Origin of the sequence: Gymnodinialimonas ceratoperidinii, assembly GCF_019297855.1 — a bacterium.
Lineage (GTDB): Bacteria > Pseudomonadota > Alphaproteobacteria > Rhodobacterales > Rhodobacteraceae > Gymnodinialimonas > Gymnodinialimonas ceratoperidinii.
Genome location: NZ_CP079194.1, coordinates 1526088 through 1552745, shown reverse-complemented (window position 1 = coordinate 1552745; position 26658 = coordinate 1526088). Strand labels below are relative to the sequence as shown.

The 26658-nt window shown below is 65.9% G+C and carries 25 protein-coding genes; 12 read left to right on the top strand and 13 right to left on the bottom strand.

Features of this window, described 5'->3' with window-relative positions:
* The first annotated feature begins 91 nt into the window (after positions 1–91).
* Genes KYE46_RS07580 through arsC form a run of 3 tightly spaced genes read left to right on the top strand, consistent with a single transcriptional unit; the run spans position 92 to position 1822 of the window.
* Positions 92–427, top strand: coding sequence for a DUF952 domain-containing protein (locus KYE46_RS07580; RefSeq protein ID WP_219005057.1), 336 nt, complete (start codon positions 92–94; stop codon positions 425–427).
* 1 nt (position 428) lies between these two features.
* Positions 429–1478: a quinone-dependent dihydroorotate dehydrogenase gene (locus tag KYE46_RS07575; RefSeq protein WP_219004653.1), complete on the top strand. Its 1050-nt coding sequence runs from the start codon at positions 429–431 to the stop codon at positions 1476–1478.
* Entirely contained in the window at positions 1469–1822 is a 354-nt protein-coding gene (arsC, locus tag KYE46_RS07570) for an arsenate reductase (glutaredoxin) (protein WP_346345226.1), read from the top strand. Before KYE46_RS07575 ends, arsC begins: the two co-directional genes overlap by 10 nt.
* A gap of 43 nt (positions 1823–1865) precedes the next feature.
* On the opposite strand, the gene KYE46_RS07565 is transcribed toward arsC, so the two are convergent.
* From KYE46_RS07565 to KYE46_RS07555, 3 genes are read right to left on the bottom strand one after another with little or no spacing between them, the layout of a single operon-like run.
* Complete coding sequence (locus KYE46_RS07565) at positions 1866–3203, bottom strand: MATE family efflux transporter (RefSeq protein ID WP_219004651.1); 1338 nt, start codon at positions 3201–3203, stop codon at positions 1866–1868.
* A 6-nt stretch (positions 3204–3209) separates the two neighbouring features.
* Positions 3210–3731, bottom strand: coding sequence for a PaaI family thioesterase (locus KYE46_RS07560; RefSeq protein ID WP_219004649.1), 522 nt, complete (start codon positions 3729–3731; stop codon positions 3210–3212).
* On the bottom strand, positions 3728–4171 hold the full coding sequence (locus KYE46_RS07555; RefSeq protein WP_219004647.1) for a PaaI family thioesterase: 444 nt from the start codon (positions 4169–4171) through the stop codon (positions 3728–3730). The genes KYE46_RS07560 and KYE46_RS07555 overlap by 4 nt, the downstream gene beginning before the upstream one ends.
* Positions 4172–4296: 125 nt before the next feature.
* Here KYE46_RS07555 and KYE46_RS07550 point away from each other — a divergent pair, with 125 nt between their 5' ends.
* From KYE46_RS07550 to KYE46_RS07520, 7 genes are all read left to right on the top strand, one after another.
* Entirely contained in the window at positions 4297–4659 is a 363-nt protein-coding gene (locus KYE46_RS07550; RefSeq protein WP_219004646.1) for a MerR family transcriptional regulator, read from the top strand.
* A 255-nt stretch (positions 4660–4914) separates the two neighbouring features.
* Positions 4915–5304, top strand: coding sequence for a MerR family transcriptional regulator (locus KYE46_RS07545; protein WP_219004644.1), 390 nt, complete (start codon positions 4915–4917; stop codon positions 5302–5304).
* Positions 5305–5332: 28 nt separating this feature from the next.
* Positions 5333–7108 (top strand): acyl-CoA dehydrogenase C-terminal domain-containing protein, encoded by a 1776-nt coding sequence (locus KYE46_RS07540; protein WP_219004643.1) that lies wholly within the window; start codon positions 5333–5335, stop codon positions 7106–7108.
* 55 nt (positions 7109–7163) lie between these two features.
* Entirely contained in the window at positions 7164–7376 is a 213-nt protein-coding gene (locus KYE46_RS07535; RefSeq protein ID WP_219004641.1) for a hypothetical protein, read from the top strand.
* Positions 7377–7693: 317 nt separating this feature from the next.
* Complete coding sequence (locus tag KYE46_RS07530) at positions 7694–8314, top strand: glutathione S-transferase family protein (RefSeq protein WP_219004639.1); 621 nt, start codon at positions 7694–7696, stop codon at positions 8312–8314.
* A 124-nt stretch (positions 8315–8438) separates the two neighbouring features.
* Complete coding sequence (locus tag KYE46_RS07525) at positions 8439–9650, top strand: acetyl-CoA C-acetyltransferase (protein ID WP_219004637.1); 1212 nt, start codon at positions 8439–8441, stop codon at positions 9648–9650.
* A 36-nt stretch (positions 9651–9686) separates the two neighbouring features.
* Entirely contained in the window at positions 9687–11888 is a 2202-nt protein-coding gene (locus KYE46_RS07520; protein WP_219004635.1) for a 3-hydroxyacyl-CoA dehydrogenase NAD-binding domain-containing protein, read from the top strand.
* 72 nt (positions 11889–11960) lie between these two features.
* Here the strand turns inward: KYE46_RS07520 and KYE46_RS07515 are convergent, their stop codons facing one another.
* The gene (locus tag KYE46_RS07515; protein WP_219004633.1) at positions 11961–12527 is read right to left on the bottom strand and encodes a porin family protein; all 567 of its coding nucleotides are present in this window, start codon (positions 12525–12527) and stop codon (positions 11961–11963) included.
* A 492-nt stretch (positions 12528–13019) separates the two neighbouring features.
* On the opposite strand from KYE46_RS07515, the gene KYE46_RS07510 reads away from it, so the two are divergent.
* Both KYE46_RS07510 and KYE46_RS07505 read left to right on the top strand, forming a co-directional pair.
* Positions 13020–14651: an AMP-binding protein gene (locus tag KYE46_RS07510; RefSeq protein ID WP_219004630.1), complete on the top strand. Its 1632-nt coding sequence runs from the start codon at positions 13020–13022 to the stop codon at positions 14649–14651.
* A 271-nt stretch (positions 14652–14922) separates the two neighbouring features.
* Positions 14923–15942, top strand: a complete 1020-nt coding sequence (locus KYE46_RS07505) for a hypothetical protein (protein WP_219004627.1) — start codon at positions 14923–14925, stop codon at positions 15940–15942.
* Positions 15943–15944: 2 nt separating this feature from the next.
* Here KYE46_RS07505 and KYE46_RS07500 read toward each other — a convergent pair whose 3' ends face one another.
* From KYE46_RS07500 to KYE46_RS07460, 9 genes are all read right to left on the bottom strand, one after another.
* Entirely contained in the window at positions 15945–16874 is a 930-nt protein-coding gene (locus KYE46_RS07500) for a cation diffusion facilitator family transporter (RefSeq protein WP_219004626.1), read from the bottom strand.
* A gap of 84 nt (positions 16875–16958) precedes the next feature.
* The gene (locus KYE46_RS07495; RefSeq protein ID WP_219004624.1) at positions 16959–18116 is read right to left on the bottom strand and encodes an SPOR domain-containing protein; all 1158 of its coding nucleotides are present in this window, start codon (positions 18114–18116) and stop codon (positions 16959–16961) included.
* Positions 18117–18188: 72 nt separating this feature from the next.
* Positions 18189–18836 (bottom strand): uracil phosphoribosyltransferase, encoded by a 648-nt coding sequence (upp, locus tag KYE46_RS07490; RefSeq protein WP_219004622.1) that lies wholly within the window; start codon positions 18834–18836, stop codon positions 18189–18191.
* Entirely contained in the window at positions 18833–19819 is a 987-nt protein-coding gene (locus KYE46_RS07485) for an adenosine deaminase (RefSeq protein WP_219004621.1), read from the bottom strand. Before KYE46_RS07485 ends, upp begins: the two co-directional genes overlap by 4 nt.
* On the bottom strand, positions 19816–21003 hold the full coding sequence (locus tag KYE46_RS07480) for a phosphopentomutase (protein ID WP_219004620.1): 1188 nt from the start codon (positions 21001–21003) through the stop codon (positions 19816–19818). Before KYE46_RS07480 ends, KYE46_RS07485 begins: the two co-directional genes overlap by 4 nt.
* On the bottom strand, positions 21004–22314 hold the full coding sequence (locus tag KYE46_RS07475; RefSeq protein WP_219004618.1) for a thymidine phosphorylase: 1311 nt from the start codon (positions 22312–22314) through the stop codon (positions 21004–21006).
* Positions 22315–22323: 9 nt separating this feature from the next.
* A complete protein-coding gene (locus KYE46_RS07470) occupies positions 22324–22779 on the bottom strand; it encodes a cytidine deaminase (protein WP_283095222.1) in 456 nt (151 codons plus the stop codon).
* A gap of 11 nt (positions 22780–22790) precedes the next feature.
* Positions 22791–24311, bottom strand: coding sequence for a response regulator (locus tag KYE46_RS07465; protein ID WP_219004614.1), 1521 nt, complete (start codon positions 24309–24311; stop codon positions 22791–22793).
* 61 nt (positions 24312–24372) lie between these two features.
* Entirely contained in the window at positions 24373–26649 is a 2277-nt protein-coding gene (locus KYE46_RS07460) for an NADP-dependent malic enzyme (RefSeq protein WP_219004612.1), read from the bottom strand.
* Between the last annotated feature and the right edge of the window lie 9 nt (positions 26650–26658).

Genomic DNA, 26658 nt, shown 5'->3' with positions numbered 1-26658 from the left:
CAGCTTGGCCGCGTGCCGTGTCCAAGTAAAGACGCTTGATGACGGACCCGTGACACTTGACGTGGCGGAGCCTGCGGGGGAAACGACGCCCATGCGGATTTACAAGATATTGCGCGCGGACGAATGGGCCGCGCTTGAGGCCGCCGGGCAGACCCCCGGTGCGCCGATTGACGTGGCCGATGGCTATATCCACTTCTCTACCGCCGAACAGGTCGTCGAGACGGCGGCAAAACATTTCGCGGGAACCGAAGGCCTCGTGCTAGCCGCGTTGGAGTCAGACGCCTTGGGCGATGCCTTGAAATGGGAGCCGTCGCGCGGTGGCGCTCTGTTCCCGCATCTATACGGACCGCTCCGCCTGAGCGATATCCTCTGGCACCGGTCCCTGCCCGTCCGCGACGGCGCCCATGTCTTCCCCGAGGGGCTCTGAAATGCTCGAAAAACTGGCCCTGCCGCTCCTGCGCCGGATCGATCCCGAGCGCGCCCATGGCCTCGCCATCGCGGCGCTGAAAGCCGGCTTCGGCCCGGTCGAAGGCCCCTTCACCTCGGCGCGCCTGCCCACACGCATCGCGGGCTTGGACATGCCCAACCCGATCGGCCTCGCCGCGGGATTTGACAAGAACGCCACCGTCGCGGGACCCCTGCAGCGCGCGGGCTTCGGCTTCATCGAACTGGGCGCCGCCACCCCGCGCCCACAGCCCGGCAACCCGCGCCCGCGTCTTTTCCGGCTCGCCGAGGACCGCGCTGCGATCAACCGTTTCGGCTTCAACAACGACGGCGCCGAGGCCATTGCAGCCCGGCTCGATGGCCTCCCCCACGAGATCCCCATCGGCCTCAACCTCGGCGCCAACAAGGACAGCGCCGACCGGGTCGCCGATTTCGCGCAGGTGTTCCACACTTGCGCGCCCCATATCGATTTCGCCACGATCAACGTCTCGTCCCCCAACACCGAGAAGCTGCGCGACCTGCAGGGCAAGGCCGCCCTGCGCGCGATCATCGAGCAGGTGGATGCCGCACGGGCCGAGAGCACTGTCGCGCTCTTCCTCAAGATCGCCCCGGACCTGACCGAAGCGGAACTGGCCGATATCGCCGATGTGGCGATCGACAGCGGCCGCCTGCAGGGGATCATCGCCACCAACACGACGCTGGACCGCATAGGCCTGCAGAGCCGTCACGCGGGCGAGCAAGGCGGCCTCTCCGGCCAGCCTCTGTTTGAAAAATCCACCCGCACCCTCGCACGCCTCTACCAGCTGACCGAGGGCAAGCTGCCCCTGATCGGCGTGGGCGGTGTCGCGTCGGCAGAACAGGCCTACACCAAGATCCGCGCCGGCGCTTCGGCCGTGCAGCTCTATACCGGCCTCGTCTACGGCGGCCTCGGCATGGTCACGAAGATCGCCAAGGGGGTCGACGCCCGCTTGCAGCGCGACGGCTTCGCCAACGTCGCCCAAGCCACCGGCACCGGAGTTTCGGAATGGACATGAACAACACCCTCACCCTCTGGCACACTCCGCGCTGCTCGAAATCACGCGCCGCGCTGGCCCTGCTGGAAGACGCAGGCCGCGCGCCCGACGTCCGCCTCTACCTGCAGACACCACCCTCCGAGGCCGAGCTCACGGCCCTGCTCGGCAAGCTCTCACTCTCTCCGCGCGACCTGATCCGCCGGGGCGAAAAGCTCTACAGGGACCTGAGCCTGAAGGACGCCGATGACGCCGCGCTGATCGTCGCCATGGCGACACATCCGATCCTGATCGAACGCCCGATCCTGATCACCGAGTCCGCGGCGGTCATCGGGCGCCCCACCGAAGCCATCGCCGCGTTGCTGTAACCCCCAACGCCACCCCTTCACCTTTTTTCAAATACGGAATTCCTCACGCCGCCGCACGCTCCAGCGCCGGGTAGCGGGTGCCCAGACTTGCCCCACGCGCCGCGAAGGACACCAGCAAAGCAGCCCAGACCCCGTGATTGCCGAGCCATGGGATCAGCACCACGGCGGCCACCACGTAGAGACCGGCGCTCAGGATCATCATGTTGCGCATATCGCGCCCTCGGGCCGCACCGATGAAGATACCGTCGAGCATCCAGGCGGCACAGCCGATGGCCGGCGCAAAGACCATGTAGGGCAGGAACACCCGCGCCGTCTGCTGCACCTCTGCATCCTTCGCAAGCAGATCAATGAGCCACGGCCCTCCCAACCAGAACCCCAGGCCCATGGCGACGCAGATCCCCGCACCCCACATGGATGTCATCACGGCCGAGCGGCGCAGCCGCGCCGGGTCTCGCCGCCCGAACGCGCGCGCGATCAGCGTCTCGGCGGCGAAGGCAAAGCCGTCCATCGCGTAGGCCGTGAGGTAGAGGAACTGGATCAACACCTCGTTTGCCGCCAGCGTCACCTCTCCGAATTGAGCGCCCAGGAAGGTGAACGAGGTGAACATCGCCACCAGAAGTGCCGAGCGGATCAGGATGTCGGCGTTAAGCAGCATCATCCTGACCAGCCGCGCGCGCTCGAAGACGCGGGGCCAGTCGCGCCACGCGGGCCGCGCGAAAGCGTTGCGACAGAACCAGAGGCCGATGCCCGCTCCGATGATCTCGGCAATCGCGGTCGAGAGCGCGACGCCCTCCACCCCCCAGCCGAAGCCGAGCACGAAGAGGAAGTTCAACCCGATATTGATGCTGTTCATGATCAGCTGGACCGCAAAGACCGCCCCCGTGCGCTCCTGCGCGACCAGCCAGCCGGTCAGCGCGTAGACGGAAATCGCGAAAGGTGCGGTCCAGATCCGGATGAAGAGGTATCGCCGCGCCAAGGCCTCTACATCTGCCGTGGTGGATTCCCACGAGAACGCGGCGAAGACGATCAGCGGATAGGCCGCGATCAGCAACAGGCCACCCACCCCAGCGACGATCAACGCGCGCGTCAGGATGGCCGAGACCTCGGCCATGTCCCCTGCCCCTTCCGCCTGCCCCACGAGGCCGACGGTGCCCATGCGCAGGAAGCCGAAGATCCAGAACACGCTCGACAGGATGATCGCGCCGATGCCGACCGCGCCGATCGGCGCCGCATCGCCCATCTGCCCCACGACACCCACGTCGACGATCCCCAGAAGCGGCACCGTGGCATTGGAGACCACGATGGGCACGGCGATCTTCAAGACCCGGCGATGGGTCAGGGGCTGTGGCGGGGTGCTGGCGACGTCGGCTGGCGTGTCCATTCGGGCCTAGCCCTGACCTGAACTGGCGGGCGCGGGCATCAGGAAATGACCCGTGGCCTGCGCAAACAGCTTTTGCCGGTTGTCCTGCCATGCCTCCACATGGACGCTGGCATAGCGCCGACCCGAGCGGTTGACCCGCGCCCGCGCGTAAGCGTCGCGCGGCAGGCCGGAGCGCAGGTAGTCCACCGTGAAATCAATCGTCTTCGGCATACGGGGCAGCGTCTCGGGCGTCAGCGTGTCGGCGTCCATGCGGCCGCTCTCGATCTCGTCCCACAGAAGGTGGAAGCTCAGTTCCATGATCGCCGTCACTTCCAGAAACGAGGCCGTCGCACCGCCATGGATCGCCGGGAGAAGCGGGTTGCCGATAAGTTTGTCCTGATAGTTCAAGACCGCTGTTAGCTCATCGCCGCGACGGTCGAAGGTGATCCCCATGGTGGCGATATAGGGCACGCCGGAGACCAGCGCGGCAAGCGCCCGGTCGCGGCGGTTCTTGACCACATCAACGGGTTCGGGACGCGCGCGGCTCATGCCCCGCCCTCCGCGATGGAAAACGCGCCGGTGGCCGAGGCCACGGGGCGATCCGCATCGGCATCGAAGGCTTCGGCCCGGATGAAGGCCACGGATCGCGTGACATGGTAACATTCGGCCCGCGCCGTGATCTTCTCGCCGGGCGTGGCGGGCCGCATGTAGTCGATCCGCAGATCCAGCGTCGCCGTCGCCGATTTCGTTTGCGGATGGCTCATCACCGCCGCCCCGCCGCAGGTATCCATCAAGGCGGAGACCGCGCCGCCGTGGATCACCCCGGTCGCCGGATCACCCACGATTTCGCGGGCATAGGGCATGGAGATGACAGCGCGCCCGTCGCCCATTTCCTCCATTTCCATCTGCAATGCCTTCGCGAAAGGGAGGGCCTCGATGAATTGGCGCACCATTCGCGCCTTGTTTTCCTCGGTCAGGTTGATCTCCATCGGCTCCTCGTACGGCTGCGTCTTACAGGTGTCGCGCCGGGCCGGTCCCGACGCAAGGGGTTTTACTTAACAACGCTGCCGCCCCGCGCCATAGTGGAGGCGCATTGAGGAAAGGACACCCGAAGATGGCCGAGGACCGTCTCACATTTAAGCAGATGTGCGCGCGCTTCGACGTAACGCCACGAACGTTGCGTCATTATGAATATATCGAGCTGCTCTCTCCGGACCGCGAAGGACGGGCACGGTTCTACCGCCCCCGCGACGTGGCCCGCATGACCCTTATCCTGCGTGGACGCCGGTTCGGCTTCTCGCTCGAGGAAATTCGCCAATGGCTGGAGATCTATGACCAAGGCGATGGATGGGAGGGCCAGCGTGACGTGTGGATCGCGAAAGCCAACGAGCAGTTGGAAGAGCTTCGCGCCCGGCGTGCCGAACTCGACGAGATCATCACCGAGTTGGAAGATCTGCGTGACGCCAGCGCGAAATAAGCTGGCTCCACCCCGCGCCTTCTTGGTGTGACGCTCGGGCAAAGCGGGAAAGTTTGGCCAAAAACAGCCGTCAAGACCCGATATCTGCTTTGCAAAGATTCCGCATTCTCATACCACGAGTTGGTTAACCTTTCGTCACTCCCAGAGTGACGCAACGTTCAAGTTACGTAAACGTCATCCAAGCTTGTAGACAGGACCTGTGACCACACATGGACCGGGACGAGTTTGATGTTTGACCTTAGTGAGACCCAAGCAATGACAACCGATACCATGACCATTCGCGAGATGTGCGACGCCTACGATGTAACGCCCCGCACCTTGCGCTTTTATGAATCCAAGGAGCTGCTCTACCCGATCCGGGAAGGTCAGCGCCGCCTGTTCACCCGCCGCGATCGCGCGCGCCTGAAGCTGATCCTGCGCGGCAAGCGCTTCGGCTTCTCGCTCGAGGAAATCCGGCAGTTGCTGGACCTCTATTACGTCGGCGACGGCCAGGAGACGCAGCTGGTCAGCACGCTGTCCGTGGCCCGCGCGCGGCTGAGCGACATGGAAAAACAACGCGCCGAGCTTGATGAGGCCATCGACGAGCTGCGCAACCAGATGACCATGGTGTCGGAAATGCTGACTGGCAAGGTTTCCGCCGCCTGATCCGAATTTCTGTCTAGGGAGAGACATGATGCCGAGCTACACCGCTCCGACCAAAGATACGCAGTTCATCCTGCACGACGTGCTCAATATCTCGTCGTTGGAAACGCCCGGCTATGGCGATCTGGAGCGGGAGTTCACCGGCGCGATCCTTGAAGAGGCGGGCAAGATCTCGTCCGAGGTGCTCTCTCCCCTCAATACCGTCGGCGATACCCAGGGCTGTGTCATGGAAAACGGCGTGGTGCGCACGCCCGAGGGCTTCAAGGCGGCGTTCGACCAGATGGCCGAAGGCGGCTGGCCCGGCATCGACATGCCCGAGGAATTCGGCGGCATGGGCCTGCCTTACGTGATGAATACCGCGGTGGGCGAAATGTTCTCGGCCGCAAACATGGCCTTCACCATGTATCAGGGCCTGACCCACGGCGCCGCCTCGGCGATACTGGCCCACGGCACCGACGCGCAGAAAGAGACCTACCTGCCGAAGATGGTCACCTGCGAGTGGACCGGCACGATGAACCTGACGGAGCCCCATTGCGGCACCGACCTGGGCCTGATGCGCACCAAGGCCGAGCCTCAAGACGACGGCAGCTACAAGATCACCGGTCAGAAGATCTTCATCTCGGCCGGCGAACACGACATGTCCGACAACATCATCCACCTGGTGCTCGGCAAGATCACCGGTGGGCCCGAGGGGATCAAGGGTGTCTCTCTCTTCATCGTGCCGAAGTTCCTCGTGAACGAGGATGGCTCGCTCGGGGAGCGCAATGGCGTCTCCTGCGGGAAGATCGAAGAGAAGATGGGCATCCACGGCAACTCCACCTGCGTGATGAACTACGACGGCGCGACCGGCTACCTCCTGGGTGAAGAGCACAAGGGCATGCGCGCCATGTTCACCATGATGAACGAGGCGCGCTTGGGCGTCGGCATGCAAGGTCTGGCGCAGACCGAGGTCGCCTACCAGAACGCGCTTGAATACGCAAAGGACCGCCTTCAGGGCCGCGCCGTGACCGGGGCTGAGAACCCCGATGGGCCTGCCGATCCGCTGATCGTGCACCCCGACATCCGCCGCAACTTGATGGAGCAAAAAAGCTTCGCCGAAGCGGGCCGCGCATTCCTGCTCTGGGGCTCGACCCTGATCGACGCCGCGCATCGCTCGCAGGACAAGGAGGCCGATGGCCTCGTGTCGCTCCTCACCCCGGTGATCAAGGGCTTCCTCACCGACAAGGGCTTCGACATGACCGTGCAGGCGCAGCAGGTCTACGGCGGGCATGGCTACATCGAAGAATGGGGCATGTCCCAATTCGCCCGCGACGCCCGCATCGCGATGATCTACGAGGGCGCCAATGGCGTCCAGGCGCTCGACCTCGTGGGCCGTAAGCTGGCGCAGGACGGCGGCAAGCACGTCATGGCCTTCTTCGACCTCGTGAAAAGCTTCTGCAAGGACAACGCCGAGATCGTGGGGATGGAGGAATTCATCGCCCCGCTGAAGGCCGCGTCCAAGGATCTGCAGGCGGCGGGAATGTATTTCATGCAGGAAGGCATGAAGAACCCCAACAACGCGCTGTCGGGCTCGAATGACTTCATGCACCTCTTTGGCCACACCTGCCTCGGCCTGATGTGGGGCATGATGGCGAAAGCCTCGCTGAAGGCTCTGGCAGAGGGCACCTCGGACCCCGAGTTCCACGAGACAAAACTGGCCACCGGCCGCTTCTACATGACCCGCACCCTGCCGATGACTGCCGTGCACCTGACCCGTATCCAGGCGGGCGGCGACGCGGTCATGGCGCTGGACGCGGCCAACTTCTGAACGGCATAGTCGTGGCGCGGCCCACCGGTCGCGCCACGGAAACGAAAGGGACACTATGCCAAAGCGCCTTCGCCTGACACGCCGCACCAACATCGCGATGACGGAAGACGGCTACCGCAAGCTGCGCGCCCTCTCGAAAGAGGCAGGTCTGGACGAGGGAGAGTTCCTGTCCTTCGTCTTCGAGCACTGGGGCAGCGTCATGAACGAAGAGAAATTCATCGCCCGCATCCGGATTTTCAACTCGGAACTGGAAGAGCGCAAACGGTAGACGACGGCGCGGGATGCAAGACAAGGAGTCCGTATTTTTGAAAAGATGAAGCGAGGGCGGAAGTACGCCCATGTCGAACCGAGTGTTCCCCAGCCGTCTATAGCCAGAGGGGCGCTGCACTGAACGACACGGGCGCCTTCACCTTTTACGGTCATCGGCTCGGCAGCCTGTACCGCGACTCGACGATGGCACGTTAACCTTAACGAAGCGTTATGAGCCTTCATCTTTTCATAAATACCGGCACGGGGGTGTGGGGGTGTGAAACCCCCACCGCTCCACGCGCGCAACGACGTGCAGCACTTTGGGGGGAGACGCAAATGACCAATACGCTCTATTGCTTCGGCGAAAGTGGGAACGCCTACAAGGCAGCTTTGGCGCTCGAATTGGCGGGGGTCCCGTGGGAGCCGCGTCACGTCGATTTCTTCAAAGGCGAGGCACGCAGTCCGGAGTTCCGCGCGGTCAATCCGATGGGCGAGGTGCCGGTGCTGGATACCGGTGACGAGGTCATGACTCAATCCGGCGTGATCCAGCATTGGGTGATGGAGACGACCGGCAAGCTGACCGGCGACACGCCGCGCAACGTACTGCGCTGGACGATTTTCGACAACCAGAAGGTCTCGGGCGTCGCGGGCCCGCTGCGGTTTTTGATGAATTTCCTTCCCGAGGAGAAACGCAACGCCGATGTCATCGCCTTCCACGCCGGCCGCCTGAAAGCCTCGCTACAGGTGCTCGAGGGCGAACTCTCGCAGCGTGACTGGCTGGCCGGTGAGGCGATGAGCTGCGCCGACATCAGCTGCGCGGGCTACCTGTTCTACGAGGAGCCCTTCACCTTCCAGCGCGCCGAGTACCCGGCCATCGACGCCTGGCTGACGCGGATCAGCGAGACACCCGGCTGGAAGCATCCTTACGACCTGATGGCACGCGCATTCCCCGCATGACCGTTCCCGTCACAATCCTCTCACCGGCACCCGTTGCAGACCCCTGCCCGGCGTTCCCATATCTAGACATATCCTCGCGCGCTAAAGGCCAGACCCGACAGCGCCAGAGCTCAGGAGACCACATATGACCGATGCCTATATCTACGACGCCATCCGCACCCCGCGCGGCAAGGGCCGCCGCGACGGGGCGCTGCACGAGGTCACCTCGGCGCGGCTGTCCGCCTTCACCCTGAACACCCTCAAGGAGCGCAACGGCTTCGAAGGCCATGCCGTGGAAGACGTGATCTGGGGCAACGTCACCCAGGTGATGGAACAGGGCGGCTGCCTCGCACGCGCCGCGGTGCTGGCCTCGGACCTCGACGAAAGCATCCCTGGCCTCGCCATCAACCGCTTCTGCGCCAGCGGGCTGGAGGCGGTGAACCTCGCCGCCAACCAGGTGCGCGGCGGGGCCGGCAACGGCTACATCGCCGGCGGCGTCGAGATGATGGGCCGCGTGGCCATGGGGAGCGACGGGGCGGCGATGGCCGTGGACCCGCAGCTCGCCATGGACAGCTACTTCGTGCCACAGGGCATTTCGGCCGACATCATCGCCACCGAATACGGTTTCACCCGTGACGAGGTCGACGCCTATTCCGTCGAGTCCCAGAAGCGCGCCGCCGCCGCTTGGGAGGCCGAGCGCTTCGCCCGCTCCGTCATCACCGTGAAGGACCAGAACGGCCTGACGATCCTCGACCGCGACGAATACCTGCGCCCCGAGACCGACATGCAGTCGCTCGGCGCGCTCAAGCCCGCCTTCAAGGACATGGGCGAGCAGATGCCCGGCTTCGACGCCGTGGCGCTGATGAAATATCCGCATCTGGAGCGGATCAACCACGTCCACCACGCGGGCAACTCCTCGGGCATCGTGGACGGCGCCGCCGCCGTGCTGATCGGCGACAAGGAGTTCGGCGAGAAATGGGGCCTCAAGCCCCGTGCGCGCATCCGCGCCAATGCCAAGATCGGCACCGATCCGACGATCAACCTGACCGGCCCCGTCCCGGTGACCGAGAAGATCCTGACCGAGAACAACATGGCGATCAGCGACATCGACCTCTTCGAGGTGAACGAGGCTTTCGCCGCCGTCGTGCTGCGCTTCCTGCAGGCCTTCGACGTGGATCATGCAAAGGTCAACGTGAACGGCGGCGCCATCGCCATGGGCCACCCCCTCGGCGCCACCGGCGCGATGATCCTCGGCACGCTGCTCGACGAGATGGAGCGCGCCGACAAGGAAACCGGCCTCGCCACGCTCTGCGTCGCGGCGGGCATGGGCTCTGCCACGATCCTCGAGCGGGTGTGACCCGTCAGCTCCGAATTTACCCGAAAGGATGAAAATATGACCGATTTCACGATGCAGGTCGACGACGATGGCGTCGCCATCATCACCTGGGACGTGCCCGGCAAGTCGATGAACGTGCTCTCGCGCGAGGCCTTTTCCGTCTGCGAGGACCTCCTCGACGAGGCGCTCGGCAATGACGACGTCAAGGGCATCATCATCACCTCCGGCAAGTCCACCTTCGCCGGCGGCATGGACCTCAACGTGCTGGCCTCGATCCGCGAGGAAAGCGGCGAGAACGCCGCCGAGGGCCTGTTCAACTTCACGATGAACGGCCACCGGATCCTGCGCAAGATCGAGCGCGCGGGCATGGAGCCCAAGACCAACAAGGGCGGCAAGCCGATCGCCTGCGCCCTGCCCGGCACCTCGGCGGGCATCGGCACGGAGATCGCGCTCGCCTGCCACCGCCGCTTCATGGCCGACAACCCGAAGGCCAAGATCGGCCTGCCCGAGATCCTCGTGGGCCTCTTCCCCGGCGCGGGCGGCACCACCCGCTATTCCCGCATGGTCGGTGCCATGGCCGCGGCCCCGGTGCTGCTGGAAGGCAAGATGCTGGACCCGAAGAAGGCCAAGGGCGCGAGCCTCGTGGACGAGGTCGTCCCGGCCGACGAGTTGATCGCGCGCGCCAAGGAATGGGTGCTGAACGCCGCGCCCGCCGACATCGTGAAGCCCTGGGACGCGAAGGGCTACAAGATGCCCGGCGGCGCCCCTTACCACCCCGCGGGCTTCATGACCTTCGTGGGCGCCTCGGCGATGATCCACGGCAAGACCAAGGGCGTCTACCCGGCCGCCAAGGCCCTGCTCTCGGCGATCTACGAGGGCGCGCTGGTCGATTTCGACACCGCCCTGAAGATCGAGGCGCGTTACTTCACGCAGATCCTCATGCATCCCTCCTCCTCCGCGATGATCCGCTCGCTGTTCATCAACAAGGAAGCGCTGGAGAAGGGGGCTAACCGTCCCGACGTGCCGGACCAGACGGTGCAGAAGGTCGGCATCCTCGGCGCCGGCATGATGGGCGCGGGCATCGCCTATGTCTCGGCGCTGGCCGGGATCGAGGTGGTTCTGATCGACGCCGCGCAGGAAAGCGCGGACAAGGGCAAGGCTTACTCCGAGGGCCTGCTCGACAAGGGCATGAAGCGCGGCAAGGTGAGCGAGGAGAAGAAGGCCAAGGTTCTGGGCCAGATCACTGCCACCACCGATTACGATGCGCTCAAGGGCTGCGACCTGATCGTCGAGGCCGTCTTCGAGGACCCGAAGGTGAAGGCCGAGGTGACCGCGAAGGCCGAGGCGGTGATGAACGGGGACGGCATCTTCGCCACCAACACCTCCACCCTGCCCATCACCATGCTCGCCAAGGCCTCCTCCCGGCCCGAGCAGTTCATCGGCATCCACTTCTTCTCGCCGGTCGACAAGATGGCGCTGGTGGAGATCATCAAGGGCAAGCAGACCGGTGACGTGGCCGTCGCCAAGGCGCTCGACTTCGTGCGCCAGATCCGCAAGACGCCCATCGTGGTCAACGACGAGCGCTTCTTCTACGCCAACCGCTGTATCCTGCCTTACGTCAACGAAGGCGTGCGGATGCTGCAGGAAGGCGTGGAGCCCGCGCTGATTGAGAATGCCGCCAAGCTGGTGGGCATGCCCCTGGGGCCCTTGCAGCTGACCGACGAGACCTCGATCGATCTCGGCGCCAAGATCGCCCGCGCCACCAAGGCGGGCGACCCCGACTACGACGACACGACGGACGAGCTGATCTTCTGGATGGAGGAGGAAGGCCGCCTGGGTCGCAAGGCCAACGCGGGCTTCTACGAATACGACGAGAAGGGCAAGCGTACCGGCCTCTGGGACGGTCTGCGCGAGCGCTACGACGTGCGTGACGAGCAGCCCGAGCTGGTGGACGTCCAGCACCGCCTCCTTTTCGCGCAGGTGCTCGAAGCCGTCCGCGCGCTGGAAGCGGGCGTGCTCATGGACATCCGCGAAGGCGACGTGGGCGCCATCCTCGGTTGGGGCTTCGCGCCCTGGTCGGGCGGCCCGTTCTCCTGGCTCGACATCCTCGGCACGCCCTATGCGGCGGACCGCTGCGACGAGCTGGAAGCCGAGTTCGGCCCCCGCTTCGCCTGCCCACCGCTCCTGCGCGAGATGGCCGACAAGGGGCAGAGCTTCTACGGCCGCTTCGGCGAAGGCGTGGACAGCAAGGCCGCCTGATGCGACCGGCTTGAAACAAGAAAGGGGCGCTCCGGCAACGGGGCGCCCCATTTATTCAAACGAGCCAGTCGATCAGAACCGATAGGCCGCCCCGATCCCCACGGAAGTCGCCCGCACGTCGGAGCTTCCGAAGTTGTTCAGGATCGTCCGCGTCACCTCGGCGCCCACCATGATATCCTCGTTCAACATGTAATCGGCCCCGAGCGCGAAGTAGGACCCGAACTCGGACTCCCGCTCATCGGTCTCGTCGGTCATGATCGCGAAGGTCTGCCCGACGCCGCCGGTCACCAGAACCGGCCCCAGGTCGTACCCCAACTCGATACCCGCACGCAGCAAGGTGTTGAGCGTCGGATCAGGCAGAACCGACGGCGATGTCGGAGACACGTCGACGCTGCCGAATTGCGCGCCGCCGGTGGCGCCCATCACGACATTGCCCAGATCGAAGCGGTAACCGCCGGTGACGCCGATCATCAGACCGTTGCCGTCATGGGTCTCCGATCCGCCCGAGGTTTCCATCGTGACGCTGGCGGTCTCGATCTGCCCACCGGCGTAGAAGCCCGACCAGTCGGCGGTTTGTGCGGTGACTGGGGCAGCAACGCCCAACAAGGTCACGCACGCGAAAGTGCGAAAGAACTGCATATCTGCCTCATGTGATTTGTTTTGTTTTGATTGGGGATAAGTTTGCACCAACCTCTCGCGCAACACAATTGCCCATGACAGCGCCGATTAGTTCGCACCCTTTGTTTTCAAGCAACATCGCCCCGCCCCGTTGCCTGCCCCCGTCAGCCACCTCGCGCCCGGCCTGAAGTCACCCACCGCGCTCCCCCTTCATCTTGGCCAATACAACTCAAATCCCGCGCTATCAGCCCGCACAATCACCCGAAATCGGCACACCAAGCCCCACCACCAAACCATCCAACGACCTTCCCGAGACCATTCTCCGACGGAAACACCGGCCTGCCACGTGTTTCTTATGTCCCCCCGCGGCGGGGACTTGCCCCCGTCGCGACCCGCCTGCCCCCCTCTCTCTCACTCCCCCGGGGCAGGCGGGCCTTTCCGCTTCCCTTTTATCGCGCGCTTGGGCAAAGATTTTCGCCACGGACAAGCGACAGGCGGGAGGGAGAACCGGCAATGGGTTGGATGAAAGACGAAACCGGGCTCGACAAGACACCCGCCAATTTTGTGCCCCTGACACCGCTCAGCCACCTCGCGCGCGCCGCCCGCGTGTTTCCGCGGCGCACCGCCGTGGTCGATGGCGCCCACCGCAAGACCTACGCCGAATATCACGCTCGCGTCTCCCGCCTTGCCTCGGCGCTCGCCGCGCGCGGGATCAAGCCCGGCGATGTCGTCTCCACCGTGCTGCCCAACACCTACGCCCATGCCGAGGCGCATTTCGGCGTGCCGGCCTCCGGCGCGGTGCTGAACGCGATCAACATCCGCCTCGATGTCGCCACCGTCGCCTATATCTTCGACCACGCCGAGACGGCGCTGATCCTCGCCGACACGCAATTCCTGCCGCTGGTCGAGAAGGCCCTCGAGGCAATGGAAGGCCCCGCGCCGCAGATCATCGAGGTGCCCGACGCCGACGCGGGCCACCCCGCCACCGGGCGCTACACCACCTACGAGGCACTGCTGGAGGAGGGCGACCCCGAAGCCCCCTGGCAGATGCCCGAAGATGAATGGGAGAGCATCGCGCTCAACTACACCTCCGGCACCACCGGACGACCCAAGGGGGTCGTCTACCACCACCGCGGCGCCTACCTGATCACCATGGGCACGCCGATCTCCTGGCGGATGACGCTCTACCCGATCTACCTGACCATCGTGCCGATGTTCCACTGCAACAACTGGTGCCACACCTGGATGATGCCCGCCGTGGGCGGCACCCTCGTCTGCTGCCGCGAGATCACCGCCACCGCGATCTACGATGCCATCGCCGATGAAGGCGTGACCCACATGGGCGGCGCGCCGATCGTGCTGAACATGCTGGTGAACGCGAAGGACGAGGACCGACGCGCCTTTGATCACCGGGTCGAGGTCTTTACCGCCGGCGCCCCGCCCGCCGCGGCCACCCTCGCCGCGATCGAGACGATGGGCTTCCACGTCACCCAGGTCTACGGGCTGACCGAGAGCTACGGCCATGCCACCGAATGCGTCTGGCAGGACGACGATTGGTCCGATCTGGACGCGGCGGCCCGCGCCGGGATCAAGGCACGCCAGGGCGTGGCGCTGCCCAACATGGACCACATCACCGTCATGGACCCCGAGACCATGGCGCAAATCCCGATGGACGGCACCGCCACGGGCGAGATCATGATGCGCGGCAATGTCACGATGAAGGGCTACTACAAGAACCCCGAGGCGACCGCCGAGGCCTTCGCGGGGGGCTATTTCCACACCGGCGATATCGCCGTGCAGCACCCCGACAGCTACATCCAGATCGCCGACCGCGCCAAGGACATCATCATCTCGGGTGGTGAGAACATCTCGTCGGTCGAGGTCGAGGGCGTGCTGATGCACCACCCCGCCGTCTCGCTCTGCGCCGTGGTGGCGCGGCCTGACGAGAAATGGGGCGAGGTGCCCTGCGCCTTCGTCGAGCTGAAGGAGGGGGCACAGGCGACCGAGCCCGATATCATCGCCTTCGCCCGCGAACGGCTAGCCGGGTTCAAGACCCCCAAGGCGGTCTTTTTCACCGAGCTACCCAAGACTTCCACCGGAAAGATCCAGAAGTTCGAACTCCGCGCCCGCGCCCGCACCCTGTAGCCTCCCTGAGCCGCGCATCGCCGGGCCGCGGTGCGGCGATCCAATCGCAATGACTGGCACTTTATGGCAGAAACACAGGCGCTCGTCGCAGACCTTGTGCCAACCGCAGCAAAATCGCCGTGCCGGGGGGCGGCCCGGCGATGCGCGGCGGCCTGCGGCCTTGATCCCGCGCAGGAGCCGTTGGAATCAACGCTTTACCGTTGAGAGGACCCCGCCCCTCCCCTAAGCTGCCGCCCTGACGCGGGCGGTTCACGGGACACATGACCGAAAGATGACAGCACTCAAGAAATACGCGCGGCTCGAGGCCTTGGGCCTGTGGCGCGAGAGCGCTGACGAGCAGCGCCGCGAGGTTGTCGTCACCTTGGGCGAGGCCACGCTCGTGATGTCGTCCTCCTCCGGCGCGGCGCTTGGCCATTGGTCCCTGCCTGCCATTGAAAGGCTCAATCCCGGCAAGGCGCCGGCTCTTTACGCGCCCGCGCGGGACAGTGACGAGGAATTGGAGATCGCCGACGCCGAGATGGTCGAGGCGATCGAGCGCATTCGCACCGCCATCGCCAGAACGCGCCCCCGTCCCGGCCGGCTGCGCCTGGTGCTCGGTCTCGGGTCCGTCGCCCTCGCCGCAGCGCTGGCAGTCTTCTGGCTGCCCGGCGCGCTGACGCGGCAGACGGTAACGCTGCTGCCCGAGGCCAAACGGGTAGAGATCGGCCAGCAATTGCTTGCCCAAATGACCCATATCGCGGGCCGCCCCTGCACCGGGCGCGGCGGGCGCACGGCGCTTCTTCGCCTCGCCGTGCGGACCTTCGGACAGGAGAACGCCCCGCAACTGGTGATCTTTCCCGCCACGATCCCAGACACCCTCGGCCTGCCCGGCAACATCGTCGCGGCCTCGGCCGCCCTGGCCGAGGATTTCGAGACGCCCGAGGTCTTCGCAGGCTACCTGTTGGCGGAAGCGGTCCGTGTCGCGGCGCAGGATCCGGTCGAAACCTTCCTGTCCGAGGCCGGTCTCGGCGTCACCTTCCGCCTGCTGACCACCGGAGAGATCTCGGACGAGGCCATCCACGCCCATGCCGCGCGCCTGCTGTCGCGCGATGGGGCGATGGTCGATGACGCCGCCCTTCTCGAACGGTTCGAGGCAGCGCGGATCTCCTCGCAGCCCTATGCCTTCGCGCGGGATGTTTCGGGTGAGCAGGTTCTGGGGCTGATCGAGGCCGACCCGATGCGGGGCGGCGGGGGGGAGCCGGTTCTCAGCGATGCCGATTGGGTCAGCTTGCAGGAAATCTGCACGACCTGACCCTATGCCTTGGACGGCATCTCGCCCGTGATCTCCACGGTCACATGGCGTACACCGGACAGGTGCTGCACCCGTTCTTTCACAGCGCGCCGCACGACCTCATGATCGGCGCCGGGTTCGAGATCGACTTCCAGCGAAGCCATGGGACGCTCCTGCGTGATCGACCAGGCGTGGAGATGATGGGCCCGTGCGACCCCGTCGACGTTGGCCGCAAGATCCTCGGAAATGGCCCGCCGGTCGAAGCCCTTGGGCGCGCCTTCCAGCAGGATGTGCCCGCTCTCTTTCAGCACCGACCAAGCGGACCGCAGGATCAACAGGACGACAAGCACCGAGAGGATCGGGTCAATCGGCGTCCAGCCCGTCCAGATGATCACGAGGGAGGCGACGATGGCGGCGACCGAGCCTAAAAGGTCGCCCATGACATGAAGCGCCGCCGCGCGGACGTTGAGGTTGTCGCCCTCGGCGCGCGACAGCACCCAGAAGGCCGCGATGTTCACCAGCAGCCCCGCGACCGCGACCCAGAGCATCAGCCCGCCCAGAACCTCCGACGGCTCACGCAGCCGCTGCACGGCTTCCACGAGGATCCATATCGCGATGGCGAAGAGGCTCAACCCGTTCACGAAAGCGGCGAGCACCGAGAAGCGGTCGAACCCATAGTTGCGCTTCCAATCCGCCGGGCGACGCGACAGGCGAAACGCCAGCCACGCGAGGAGGAGCGAGGCGAAGTCGGTCAGCATGTGGCCCGCATCTGCCAGCAGGGCGAGGCTGCTCGAGACCAACCCGCCGATGACCTCCGCGCCCATGAAAGCGCCGGTCAGACCGGCCGCAATGGCAATCGCGCGCTCCTTGGAACGACGCTCGCTCTCGGGCGCGTCGGGGGAGAGGGTCGGCCCGTGGTGGTGCCCGTCGCCGTGATCATGACCCTGTCCCATCGACTTCTCCCGCGATCGTCTCAGACATAGAAAAATGCGGGCCGCGCCGGGCGACCCGCATTAAGAAGACGCGACACCGTCCAATCAGTTCCGGGTGATCGCTCCGGAAAAGCCGGCACTGCGGGTCTGAAGCAGCGCGCGGCCGAGGGATTGCGGATCGTTGTACGGCCCGGCCATGACCACGAAGAGGGTCTGACCCTGCCGCTGCACGCGCCCGATCCGGGCAGGCAGGCCCGATGCTGCGAGGCGCTGATACGCGCTCGACGCGTCGCCCTCGCCCCGGAAGGTGCCGGCCAGAACGTGGCGATGGCCTGCGCCGACGCGCACCTCGTTGGTGGCGGGGGCCGTGGGCTCTCCGGCAAGCGGGACACGGGACCGCGTGGTGCGTGTTCCGGCAGACACCAGCGCCCCCGTGGCAGGGGTCTCGGCGGCGGTGCGGGCTGCCAGTGCCGCGGCGGCGGCCTGTCGACGGGTCAGCACCTGCGTGCCCCGCGTGATCGGGACGGAGGCCAGACGACGCGGCACCGTGTTGGTCCAGACCTGTTCCATCTGCGCCTGCCCCGCCGGGGTGCCGAGACCGCGGTAGGGGTTCAGGCGGCCGTCATCCCAGGCGACCTCGTAGCCCGGAGGCGGCGCGCTCAACGCGAAGCTGCGCGGCGTGCCGGTGCGTGGCTCTGCCGCCGCGCCCCCAAGGCTGGACTGGGGGCCGACCGTGCCGGGGAAATGCGCCTGCGGTCCGCACCGCACGCCCTCGCCCGTGAAGTAGGGCTGGTGGGCCGCGGGAAGGTTGGGGCAACCGGTCGTGGCCTGCGGGGCCTGGATCGTGACCGGCGCCGGGGTCGCCACCTGCACCTGGGGTGCTGCGACAACGGGCGCCGCGACGACAACGGGCGGTGCCGTGGGTGCCGGGGCCGGTGCGGGCGCCGCCGCTACGGGCGCTGCGCCGCCGATCACGGTCACGCCGCTGTCGGCGGTCAGATCAGGCTGCGTGCGGGCAACACCGCTGCTCGGCGTCTGGCCGCAGACCTGGTTGCGGTCGCGGCCCACGCGCGGCACCCATTCGGTGGCGGCACCAAAGCCCACGCGGACGAAAACGCAGCCTCGGCTGTCGATATATTGATCCCCCGAATAGGACGAGGATGGTATCTCGGCAGGTACGCCCTGTGCGGCAGAGGCAACGGGCAGGACCAATCCCAAAGACAGGCTTAAAGCGGCGACACTGCGCCAATGTTTGATAGACATGCGATATCCCCCAGATAAACGCTTGTGGATATCTAGGGCGAAAATTGCCGCCAAGTAAAGGGGATCACAGGGTTATTTGGTACCGAACATCCGGTCGCCGGCATCGCCCAGACCCGGCACGATGTAGCCGTGATCGTTCAGATGGTCGTCCAGCGCGGCGGTGACGATGGGCACATCGGGATGCGCCTCTTTCATCCGCGCGACCCCTTCCGGAGAGGCCAGCAGGCACAGGAAACGGATGTTGCGCGCCCCGCCTTCCTTCAGGCGGTTGACGGCGGCGACCGTGGAATTGCCCGTGGCCAGCATCGGGTCGACGACGATGGTCAGACGGTCCTCCATCGCCTCGGGCACCTTGTAGTAATACTCCACCGGCTGCAGCGTCTCGGGGTCACGGTAAAGGCCCACGAAGCCCACGCGCGCGTTGGGCACCAGCTCGAGGATGCCGTCCAGAAGCCCGTTGCCCGCCCGCAGGATCGAGACCAGCGCCAGCTTCTTTCCCTTGATCGCCGGGGCCTCCATCGGCTGCAGGGGCGTGTTCACCGTCACCGTGGTCATCGGCAGGTTGCGCGTGACCTCGTAGGCCAGCAGGTGGCTGATCTCGCGCAGGAGCTGGCGGAACGACTTGGTCGAGCATTCCACGTCGCGCATCAGGGTCAGCTTGTGCTGCACCAGCGGGTGGTCGACGACGGTGAGGTGCTCGGTTGCTTGGGTCTCGGTCATTGGGTCAGCCTTTTTCGGATCGTCTCTCGCGTCGTCTCGTCGCAAAAAGCGGCGTCCATCGCGTTCTGGTTCAATTCGGTGAATACCGCCTCGTCATAGCCGAAGGTATGGGCGAGGTTCTCGTATTCCTGGGTCATCGTGGTGTGGAAGAACGGCGGGTCGTCGGTGGAGACGGTGACCTTCACGCCGCGCTCGCGCAGCCGCTCGATCGGGTGGTTCGCCAGTTTCGGCACCGCACCGTTGAAGACGTTGGAGGCGAGGAAGACGTTGGAGCCCGGGCAGACCTCCAGCGTGATGTCGCGTTCCACCAGCAAATCGCAGAGCGCCGGGTCGTCGATGGCCTGCACCCCGTGGCCGATGCGCGAGGGGTTCAGCGCCTCGATGCTGTCGCGCACCGACTTGGCCCCACCCCATTCGCCGGCATGGGTGGTGATCCCGAGCCCCGCCTCGCGGGCGCAGTCGAAGGCCCAGGCGAAATCGGCGGGGGTGAAGGCATCCTCGGCCCCGCCCATGCCGAAGCCGGTCAGGAAGTCGCCCGCCGTGTCGGCGGCGCAGGCGGCTGCCTGCTTGGCCTTCTCGGGGCCGAAATGGCGGATGCAGGTGGCAATGCCGCGCATGGTGATATCGGGCACGCCTGCGGCGGCCTCTTCGATCGCGGCGAGATACTCGCGCCATGCGGCTTTGTCGCCACCGCCGCAGAAGTCGGGCGAGATGAACATCTCGGTGTAAACCACGCCGTGGGAAGCACTTTCTTCCAGCACCGCACGGGTCAGCCGGGCGAATTCCTCGGGTCCGGTCAGGACCGAACAGGCCGCCTCGTAGACTTCGAGGAAGTGGTGGAAATCACGGTAGGCATAGCCGCCGTCTTCGGTGAAGATGCCGCTCAGATCGACACGCTTCTCCTGCGCCAACCCGCGGATGAACGCCGGAGGGGCCGCACCTTCGATGTGCAGGTGCAATTCGACCTTGGGAAGATCTCTCATAAAAAACTCTCTCCTGCTCCGCGCTCGGACAGCCCCAGATGAGCCGCCACGGAAGCGCCGACATCGGCAAACTTGCGCAGGCCCAGATGCCCGGAATACGGCCCCTTGGCAAGCACCGGAACCCGTTCCCGGGTGTGATCCGTGCCGGGCCACGTAGGGTCATTTCCGTGATCGGCCGTGAGGATCATCAAATCGTCGGGCCGCATCGCATCGAGCACCGGCGCAATGGCCGTGTCGAACCACTCCAGATGCCGCGCGTAGCCGGAAACATCGCGGCGGTGGCCGTAGAGGCTGTCGAACTCCACGAAATTGGCGAAGACCAGCGCGCCCTCCGGCGCGGTCTCTACCGTGTCGAGCAGATGATCCATCAGCTCTGCGTCGGGTCCCTTGCGGACCTCTCCGGTGTTCCGGCCTGCGAAAATGTCGCTGATCTTGCCGATGGTGATGACCGGGCGGCCTGCCTCGGTCGCCCAATCGAGCAGGGTCTTCTCGGGCGGCTCCAACGCGTAGTCGCGGCGATTGCCCGTGCGGCGATAGGTCCCCGGCGCCCCGGTGAAGGGCCGCGCGATGACCCGGCCGATGCGGCGCGCGTGCAGCATCGGGGCAAGGCCCTCGCAGAGCCGCAGCAGGCGCTCCAGCCCGAAGGTCTCTTCATGGGCCGCGATCTGGAACACGCTGTCGGCGGAGGTGTAGCAGATCGGCCAGCCGGACTGCTCGTGCTGCTCGCCCAAACGCGCGATGATCTCGGTGCCGCTGGCGTGCTGGTTGCCGAGCGTCCCGTCGGTGCCGCAGAGCCGCTGGACTTCGTTCAGGATCTCTTGCGGGAAGCTGTTGGTCTTGTCGGGAAAGTAGGCCCATTCGAAGGGCACCGGCAGACCCGCCAGCTCCCAATGGCCCGAGGGCGTGTCCTTGCCCGCGCTGACTTCCTCCGCCACGCCCCAAAGCCCCTCTCCTCCCGGTGCCAGCGTCGCGCTGAGACCGAGCGCGTCGAGGTTCGGCACCTGCAGCGGCCCGCTTCGGCCTTCTTCCGCGCGGCCCGCGGCGCAGGCCTCCTTGATGTGGCCGAGCGTGTTGGCGCCGGTGTCGGGCAGGTCGCCGTTGAAGAACTCGTCTGCATCGGGGGCATGGCCGACCCCGACCGAGTCCATCACGACAAGAAACGCGCGTCCATTGGGTGCGGCCATTCAGGCGATCCTTTCATGGATGAGGGGGGGCGTGTCGATGGGCTTCTCCGAGAGGGTAAAGGCGCGGCGCAGCCGGGCGGCCACGGCACGGCCGGCGTCTTCGTTGGCGGCATGGATGCGCGCCAGCGGGGTTTCGTGATCCACGAGGTCTCCGAGCCGCGCGATGGTCGACAGGCCGACGGCCAGATCGATCCGGTCGTCCTCGCGCATCCGCCCGCCGCCAAGGCTCACCACGATCTCGCCCAAGGCGCGGGTGTCGATGGCGGTGACATGACCGGCCTCGCCGGGGTGAATGTCCATCATGACGGGCGCGGCCGGCAGCCGGTCGGGCCAACGCTCCACGAAATCCACCGGGCCGCCCAGTTCGGCGACCATCTCGCCGAAGACGTCCGCTGCGGCACCGCCCGTCAGCGCGCCCCTGATCCGCCCCTCGCCATCTGCTGCGTCAGCCGCCAATCCGCCAAGCGCCAAGACCTCTCCGCCCAAAGCGACGGTCAACCGCGTCAGGGCGTTGTCGCTGGCCGAACCGGTCAGAACCTCCATCACCTCGATGATCTCCAAGGCGTTGCCCGCGCTGTGGGCCAGTGGCTGGTTCATGTCCGAGACCAGCGCCGAGGTCATGCAGCCGGCGCCCTGCCCGGTCGCGACCAGCGCCTGCGCCAGCCCCACCGCCTCGGCTTCCGCGCCCATGAACGCGCCAGTGCCGACCTTCACGTCCAGCACCAATGCCTCCAACCCGGCGGCGAGTTTCTTCGACAGGATCGAGGCCGTGATCAGATCGACCGAGGCGACAGTCCCGGTCACGTCGCGCACCGCGTAGAGCCGCTTGTCGGCTGGCGCGATATCTGCCGTTGCGCCCACGATGGCGCAGCCCACATCGGCCACGATCTCCTGCAGGTCATCGGGCGACACGTCGCAATTGTATCCGGGGATGGCTTCCAGCTTGTCGAGGGTCCCGCCGGTGTGGCCCAACCCGCGCCCCGAAATCATCGGCACGAAGGCCCCGCAAGCCGCCAGCGCGGGCGCCAGCAACAGCGAGACGCAGTCGCCCACGCCGCCCGTGGAATGCTTGTCGATCACCGGCCCGTCCAGCCGCCATTCCAGCACCCGACCCGAGGCGCACATGGCCCGCGTCAGATGCGCCCGCCCCTCGTCTCCCAGACCGTTCTGGCAAACCGCCATGGCAAAGGCGCCCGCCTGCGCGTCAGTCACCGCGCCCGACGAGAGCCCGGCCGCGAACCACGCAATCTCGTCCTCCGACAGGCGCTCGCCCTCTCGCAACTTGGTGAGGATCTTGCGGGCGTCACTCATCGCGGTCCCTCATTTCGCCATATGGGCAGCCGAGAACTGCCCCGGCAGCAGTGCGCCAACCTGTGTTTCCTGCGCGCCACCCTCGGTCGTCGCCATGGTGATGTTCACATCCGCCTCGGCAAATTCGGCAAGCTTCTGACGGCAGCCACCGCAGGGCGGCACCGGAGTGGGGCTGTCGGCGATCACGGCAATCTCGGCAATCCGCGTGTCTCCCGCCGCGATCATCGCGGCAATCGCCCCGGCTTCGGCGCAGGTGCCCTCGGGATAGGCGACATTCTCGACATTGCAGCCGACATGCAGGTTCCCCTCGACCGAGCGGATCGCGCAGCCGACCTTGAAGTTCGAATAAGGGGCATGGGCGTTCAGGCGCACACGCGCGGCATGTTCTGTCAGGGTCGTCTCTGCCATCTGGCGCGCCTCCTTGGGGGTCGTTGATCCCGGAGTGTGCGGCCTTGCTCGCGCCAGTGCAAGCGCTCCTATGACAGGCTCGCGTGGCGGGCGCGGATGACGGTGATCAGGTCGTCCAGATCGGCCTGCAAATGTCCGTGGATCAGCGGCATCTGGTCAAGGTTCGACCGCTTCGCCGCGATGTTGAGGACCTCGGCAAACTGGCACAGACGCTCGGCCCCCGCGGCACCGGAAATCGCGATCAGGATATGGGTCTGCGCCCGCACCTCCTCGGCGTCGGCTGCGGCCACACCAATGCCGAGCGCATGGCCCACGGCTTGCAGATCCTCGGTCATGCGCGCCAGCAACTCGACGCTTCCCTCCGCGCCCGCGGCCTCCAGCAAACGGTCGAGGCGGCCGATGTCCATCTTCGGCTCCAATCCGCCCCCGCTCAGCACGTCCGTCGGGATCGTCTCGCCGGTGGCGCGACCCACGTAGCGCAGGATCGCGCGCCCGAATTCGGCGGGCGACGCAATAGGCTTGCCGATGATCCCATCGGCGCCCGCTGCGTAGATCGCCTCGCGGTTGTCGCGCAGAACATAGGCCGTGACGGCGACCAGCGGCATCGTCGCGAGCTCTCCCGACGCTGCGCGCACCTGTTCCATCACCTCGAGCCCGGACATGCGCGGCATCTCGATATCGAGCAACGCGATGTCGAACCGCTCGCGCCCGAGCGCGCCCATCGCGGCCTGACCATCGGCGACGATAACCGTCTGCGCGCCCATCCCTTCCAGCATCTGCCGCAGGATCGTCTGGTTCGTCAGATTGTCCTCCGCCATCAGAATGCGCAGATCGGACAGGTCCGGGATCACAGCGTCGGGCTTGGCCTCCACCGTCCAGACGACTTTCTCCTTGGGGATCAGCAGACAGGCGCAACCGTGGCCGGTATCGGGCTCGTTGCGGAGCCATAGGTTTGCGGGCATGCCGGCGCTCAACTCCCGCGCGATCGACAGGCCCAAGCCGCTCCCCCTGTCGCTCGGGACGAGGCCGTCGTCGGCCTGCAGGACATGCTCGGGGAAGCCCGAACCCTGATCCTTGATGCAGATCCAGAACCCGCGGGACCGCTCGCAGCTCACCTCGATCGCCACATCACCGCCGCCCGCATGGATCAGCGCGTTTCCGACGAGGTTTCCCACGACCCGCGCCAGTTCGATCGGCGAGACAAGCAGCCTTTTCGGCAGCGCACCCTGTCGATCCAGCACGAAGCGGCTCCCCCGCTCTGCCGCACGCCCGGCCCATCGGCCCTCCAGCGCACGCAGCCACAGGTCCACGTCCACATCGAAATGCTGCGCCCTGATCTGGGTCTCTCCGGAAGCCACCATGAGGGCGTCATCCACCAGCGCCGCCAGCGTGTCTGACGCCGCGCGCACACGGTCGATCTGGGTTTGGGTTTGCGGGTCGAGCCGGGCCGTATCCACCAGCCTGATCCCGCCCAGAACGTCGGACATGGCAGATCGGATATCGTGAGACAGACGCTGCAACGCCTCAGACGAGCGCTGCTCCGCGGCGCGGCGCTCCTCCGACGGGATCGGAGGCCGGCCCTCAGCCATCGGTCACTGGGCGTGTGATAAGACGCTTCTTGATCCCGGCAGTCTCCATGCCCATCGCCCCCTAGCCGTAATGGCTCACCGGGGTGCCCGCCAAGGCCGAGATGTTCAGCAGGCCGCGCGCCGTGATGGAGGGCGTCACGATATGCGCCTTGTTGCCCATCCCCATCAGGATTGGCCCGACCTCCAACCCGTTTGCCTTGGCTTTCAGGATGTTACGCGTCGCACCGGCGGCGTCGGTCGAGACGAAGATCAGCGCATTCGCCGCGCCTTCCAGACGGCAGTTCGGGAAGACCCGCGCCCGCAGCTCGGCGCTCAACGCGCTGTCGACATGCATCTCGCCCTCGTAGATGAAGTCCCGCGGCTCGCTGTCGAGGATCGACAGCGCCTCGCGCATCACGCGACCCGAATTGCTGTCGAGGTTGCCGAATTGGCTGCCCGAGCAGAGCGCGATTTTCGGCTCGATCCCGAAGCGCCGGATGTGGCGCGCGCAGCCGATGGTGGATTCGGCGATCTGGGCCGGCGTGGGCACCGGATGCACTTGCGAGTCCGCGATGAACAACGGCCCGTCCTCAAGGATCACAAGGCTCAGCGCCCCGACCGGTTTATGAATGTCGGTGCCAAGGATTTGCGACACGTAGTTGAGGTGCCAGAGGTACTGTCCGAAGGTGCCGCAGATCAGGCTGTCAGCCTCTCCGCGATGCACCATGACCGCGCCGATGGCCGTCGTGTTCGTCCGCATGATGGCCCGCGCCAGATCGGGCGAGACGCCGCGACGCGCCATGATGTTGTGATAGGTCTCCCAATAATCGCGGTAGCGCGGGTCGTTTTCGGGGTTCACCAGCTCGAAGTCGCGCTCCGGTCGAATGACCAGACCGGCCCGCTCGATCCGGGCGTTGATCACCTCGGGGCGGCCGATCAGGATCGGCATGTCGGTCGATTCCTCGATCATCGCCTGTGCCGCGCGCAGAACGCGCTCGTCCTCGCCCTCGGCGAAGACGATCTGCCGCTTGCCCGTCGCCGCCGCCTCGAACACCGGGCGCATGACGAGGGCCGACTTGAAGACCGACTGGTTGAGCTTCGCGCGGTAAGCGTCCAGATCGTCGATTGGTCGCGTCGCCACGCCCGAGGCCATTGCCGCCTCCGCCACCGCGCTCGCCACCACGGAAGAAAGGCGCGGATCGAAGGGTTTCGGGATCAGGTAATCGGGTCCGAAGGTCAGCTGCTCGCCCTGATAGGCCGCCGCCGCCTCGGCGCTGGTGGTCGCGCGCGCCATGGCGGCGATGCCCTCGATGCAGGCGATCTTCATCGCGTCGTTGATCTCGGTCGCGCCCACATCTAGCGCGCCTCGGAAGATGAAGGGAAAGCAGAGTACGTTGTTGACCTGATTGGGAAAATCGCTGCGACCCGTGGCAATGATCGCATCCGGCGCAACCTCGCGCGCGACCTCCGGCAGGATCTCGGGCGTGGGATTGGCCAAGGCGAAGATGATCGGCGCGGGCGCCATTTTCGACACCATCTCAGCGGTGAGGACACCCGGACCGGACAGGCCAAGGAAGAGGTCGGCGTCGTGGATCACGTCGCCCAGATCCTTGGGCTCGCTCCCTTGAGCGAACGCATCCTTCTGCGGGGTCGAGTTGCCGCGCCCCACATGGACCAGCCCGTCGATGTCGCAGAGGAACACGTTCTCGCGCCGCACGCCCAGCTTCAGCAGCATGTTGAGGCAGGCGATCCCCGCCGCGCCACCGCCGGTCGAGACGACCTTGATGTCCTCGAACGACTTCCCCGTGACCCGCATGGCATTCGTTGCCGCAGCTCCCACGACGATGGCCGTGCCGTGTTGATCGTCATGGAAAACCGGGATGCCCATCCGCTCTCGGCACAATTGTTCAACGATGAAACAATCCGGCGCCTTGATGTCTTCGAGATTGATCGCACCGAAGGTCGGCTCCAGCGCACAAACGATATCGGCGAGCTTCTCGGGATCGGATTCGTTCACCTCGATATCGAAGCAATCGATGTTGGCAAACTTCTTGAACAGAACCGCCTTGCCTTCCATCACCGGCTTTGAGGCCAGCGCACCGATGTCGCCCAACCCCAGCACCGCCGTCCCGTTCGAGACGACAGCAACAAGGTTTCCGCGCGCGGTGTAACGGGCGGCGTTCGCAGGATCAGCCTTGATCTCAAGGCTCGCCTCGGCCACGCCGGGGCTGTAGGCGCGCGCCAAATCGCGACCGTTAGCCAGAGGCTTGGTGGCGCGGATTTCCAGCTTACCGGGGTGCGGATACTCGTGATACGCCAGCGCCGCCTCTCTGAGGCCGTCCTTTTTCTCGTCGCTCATGCCGCCCCT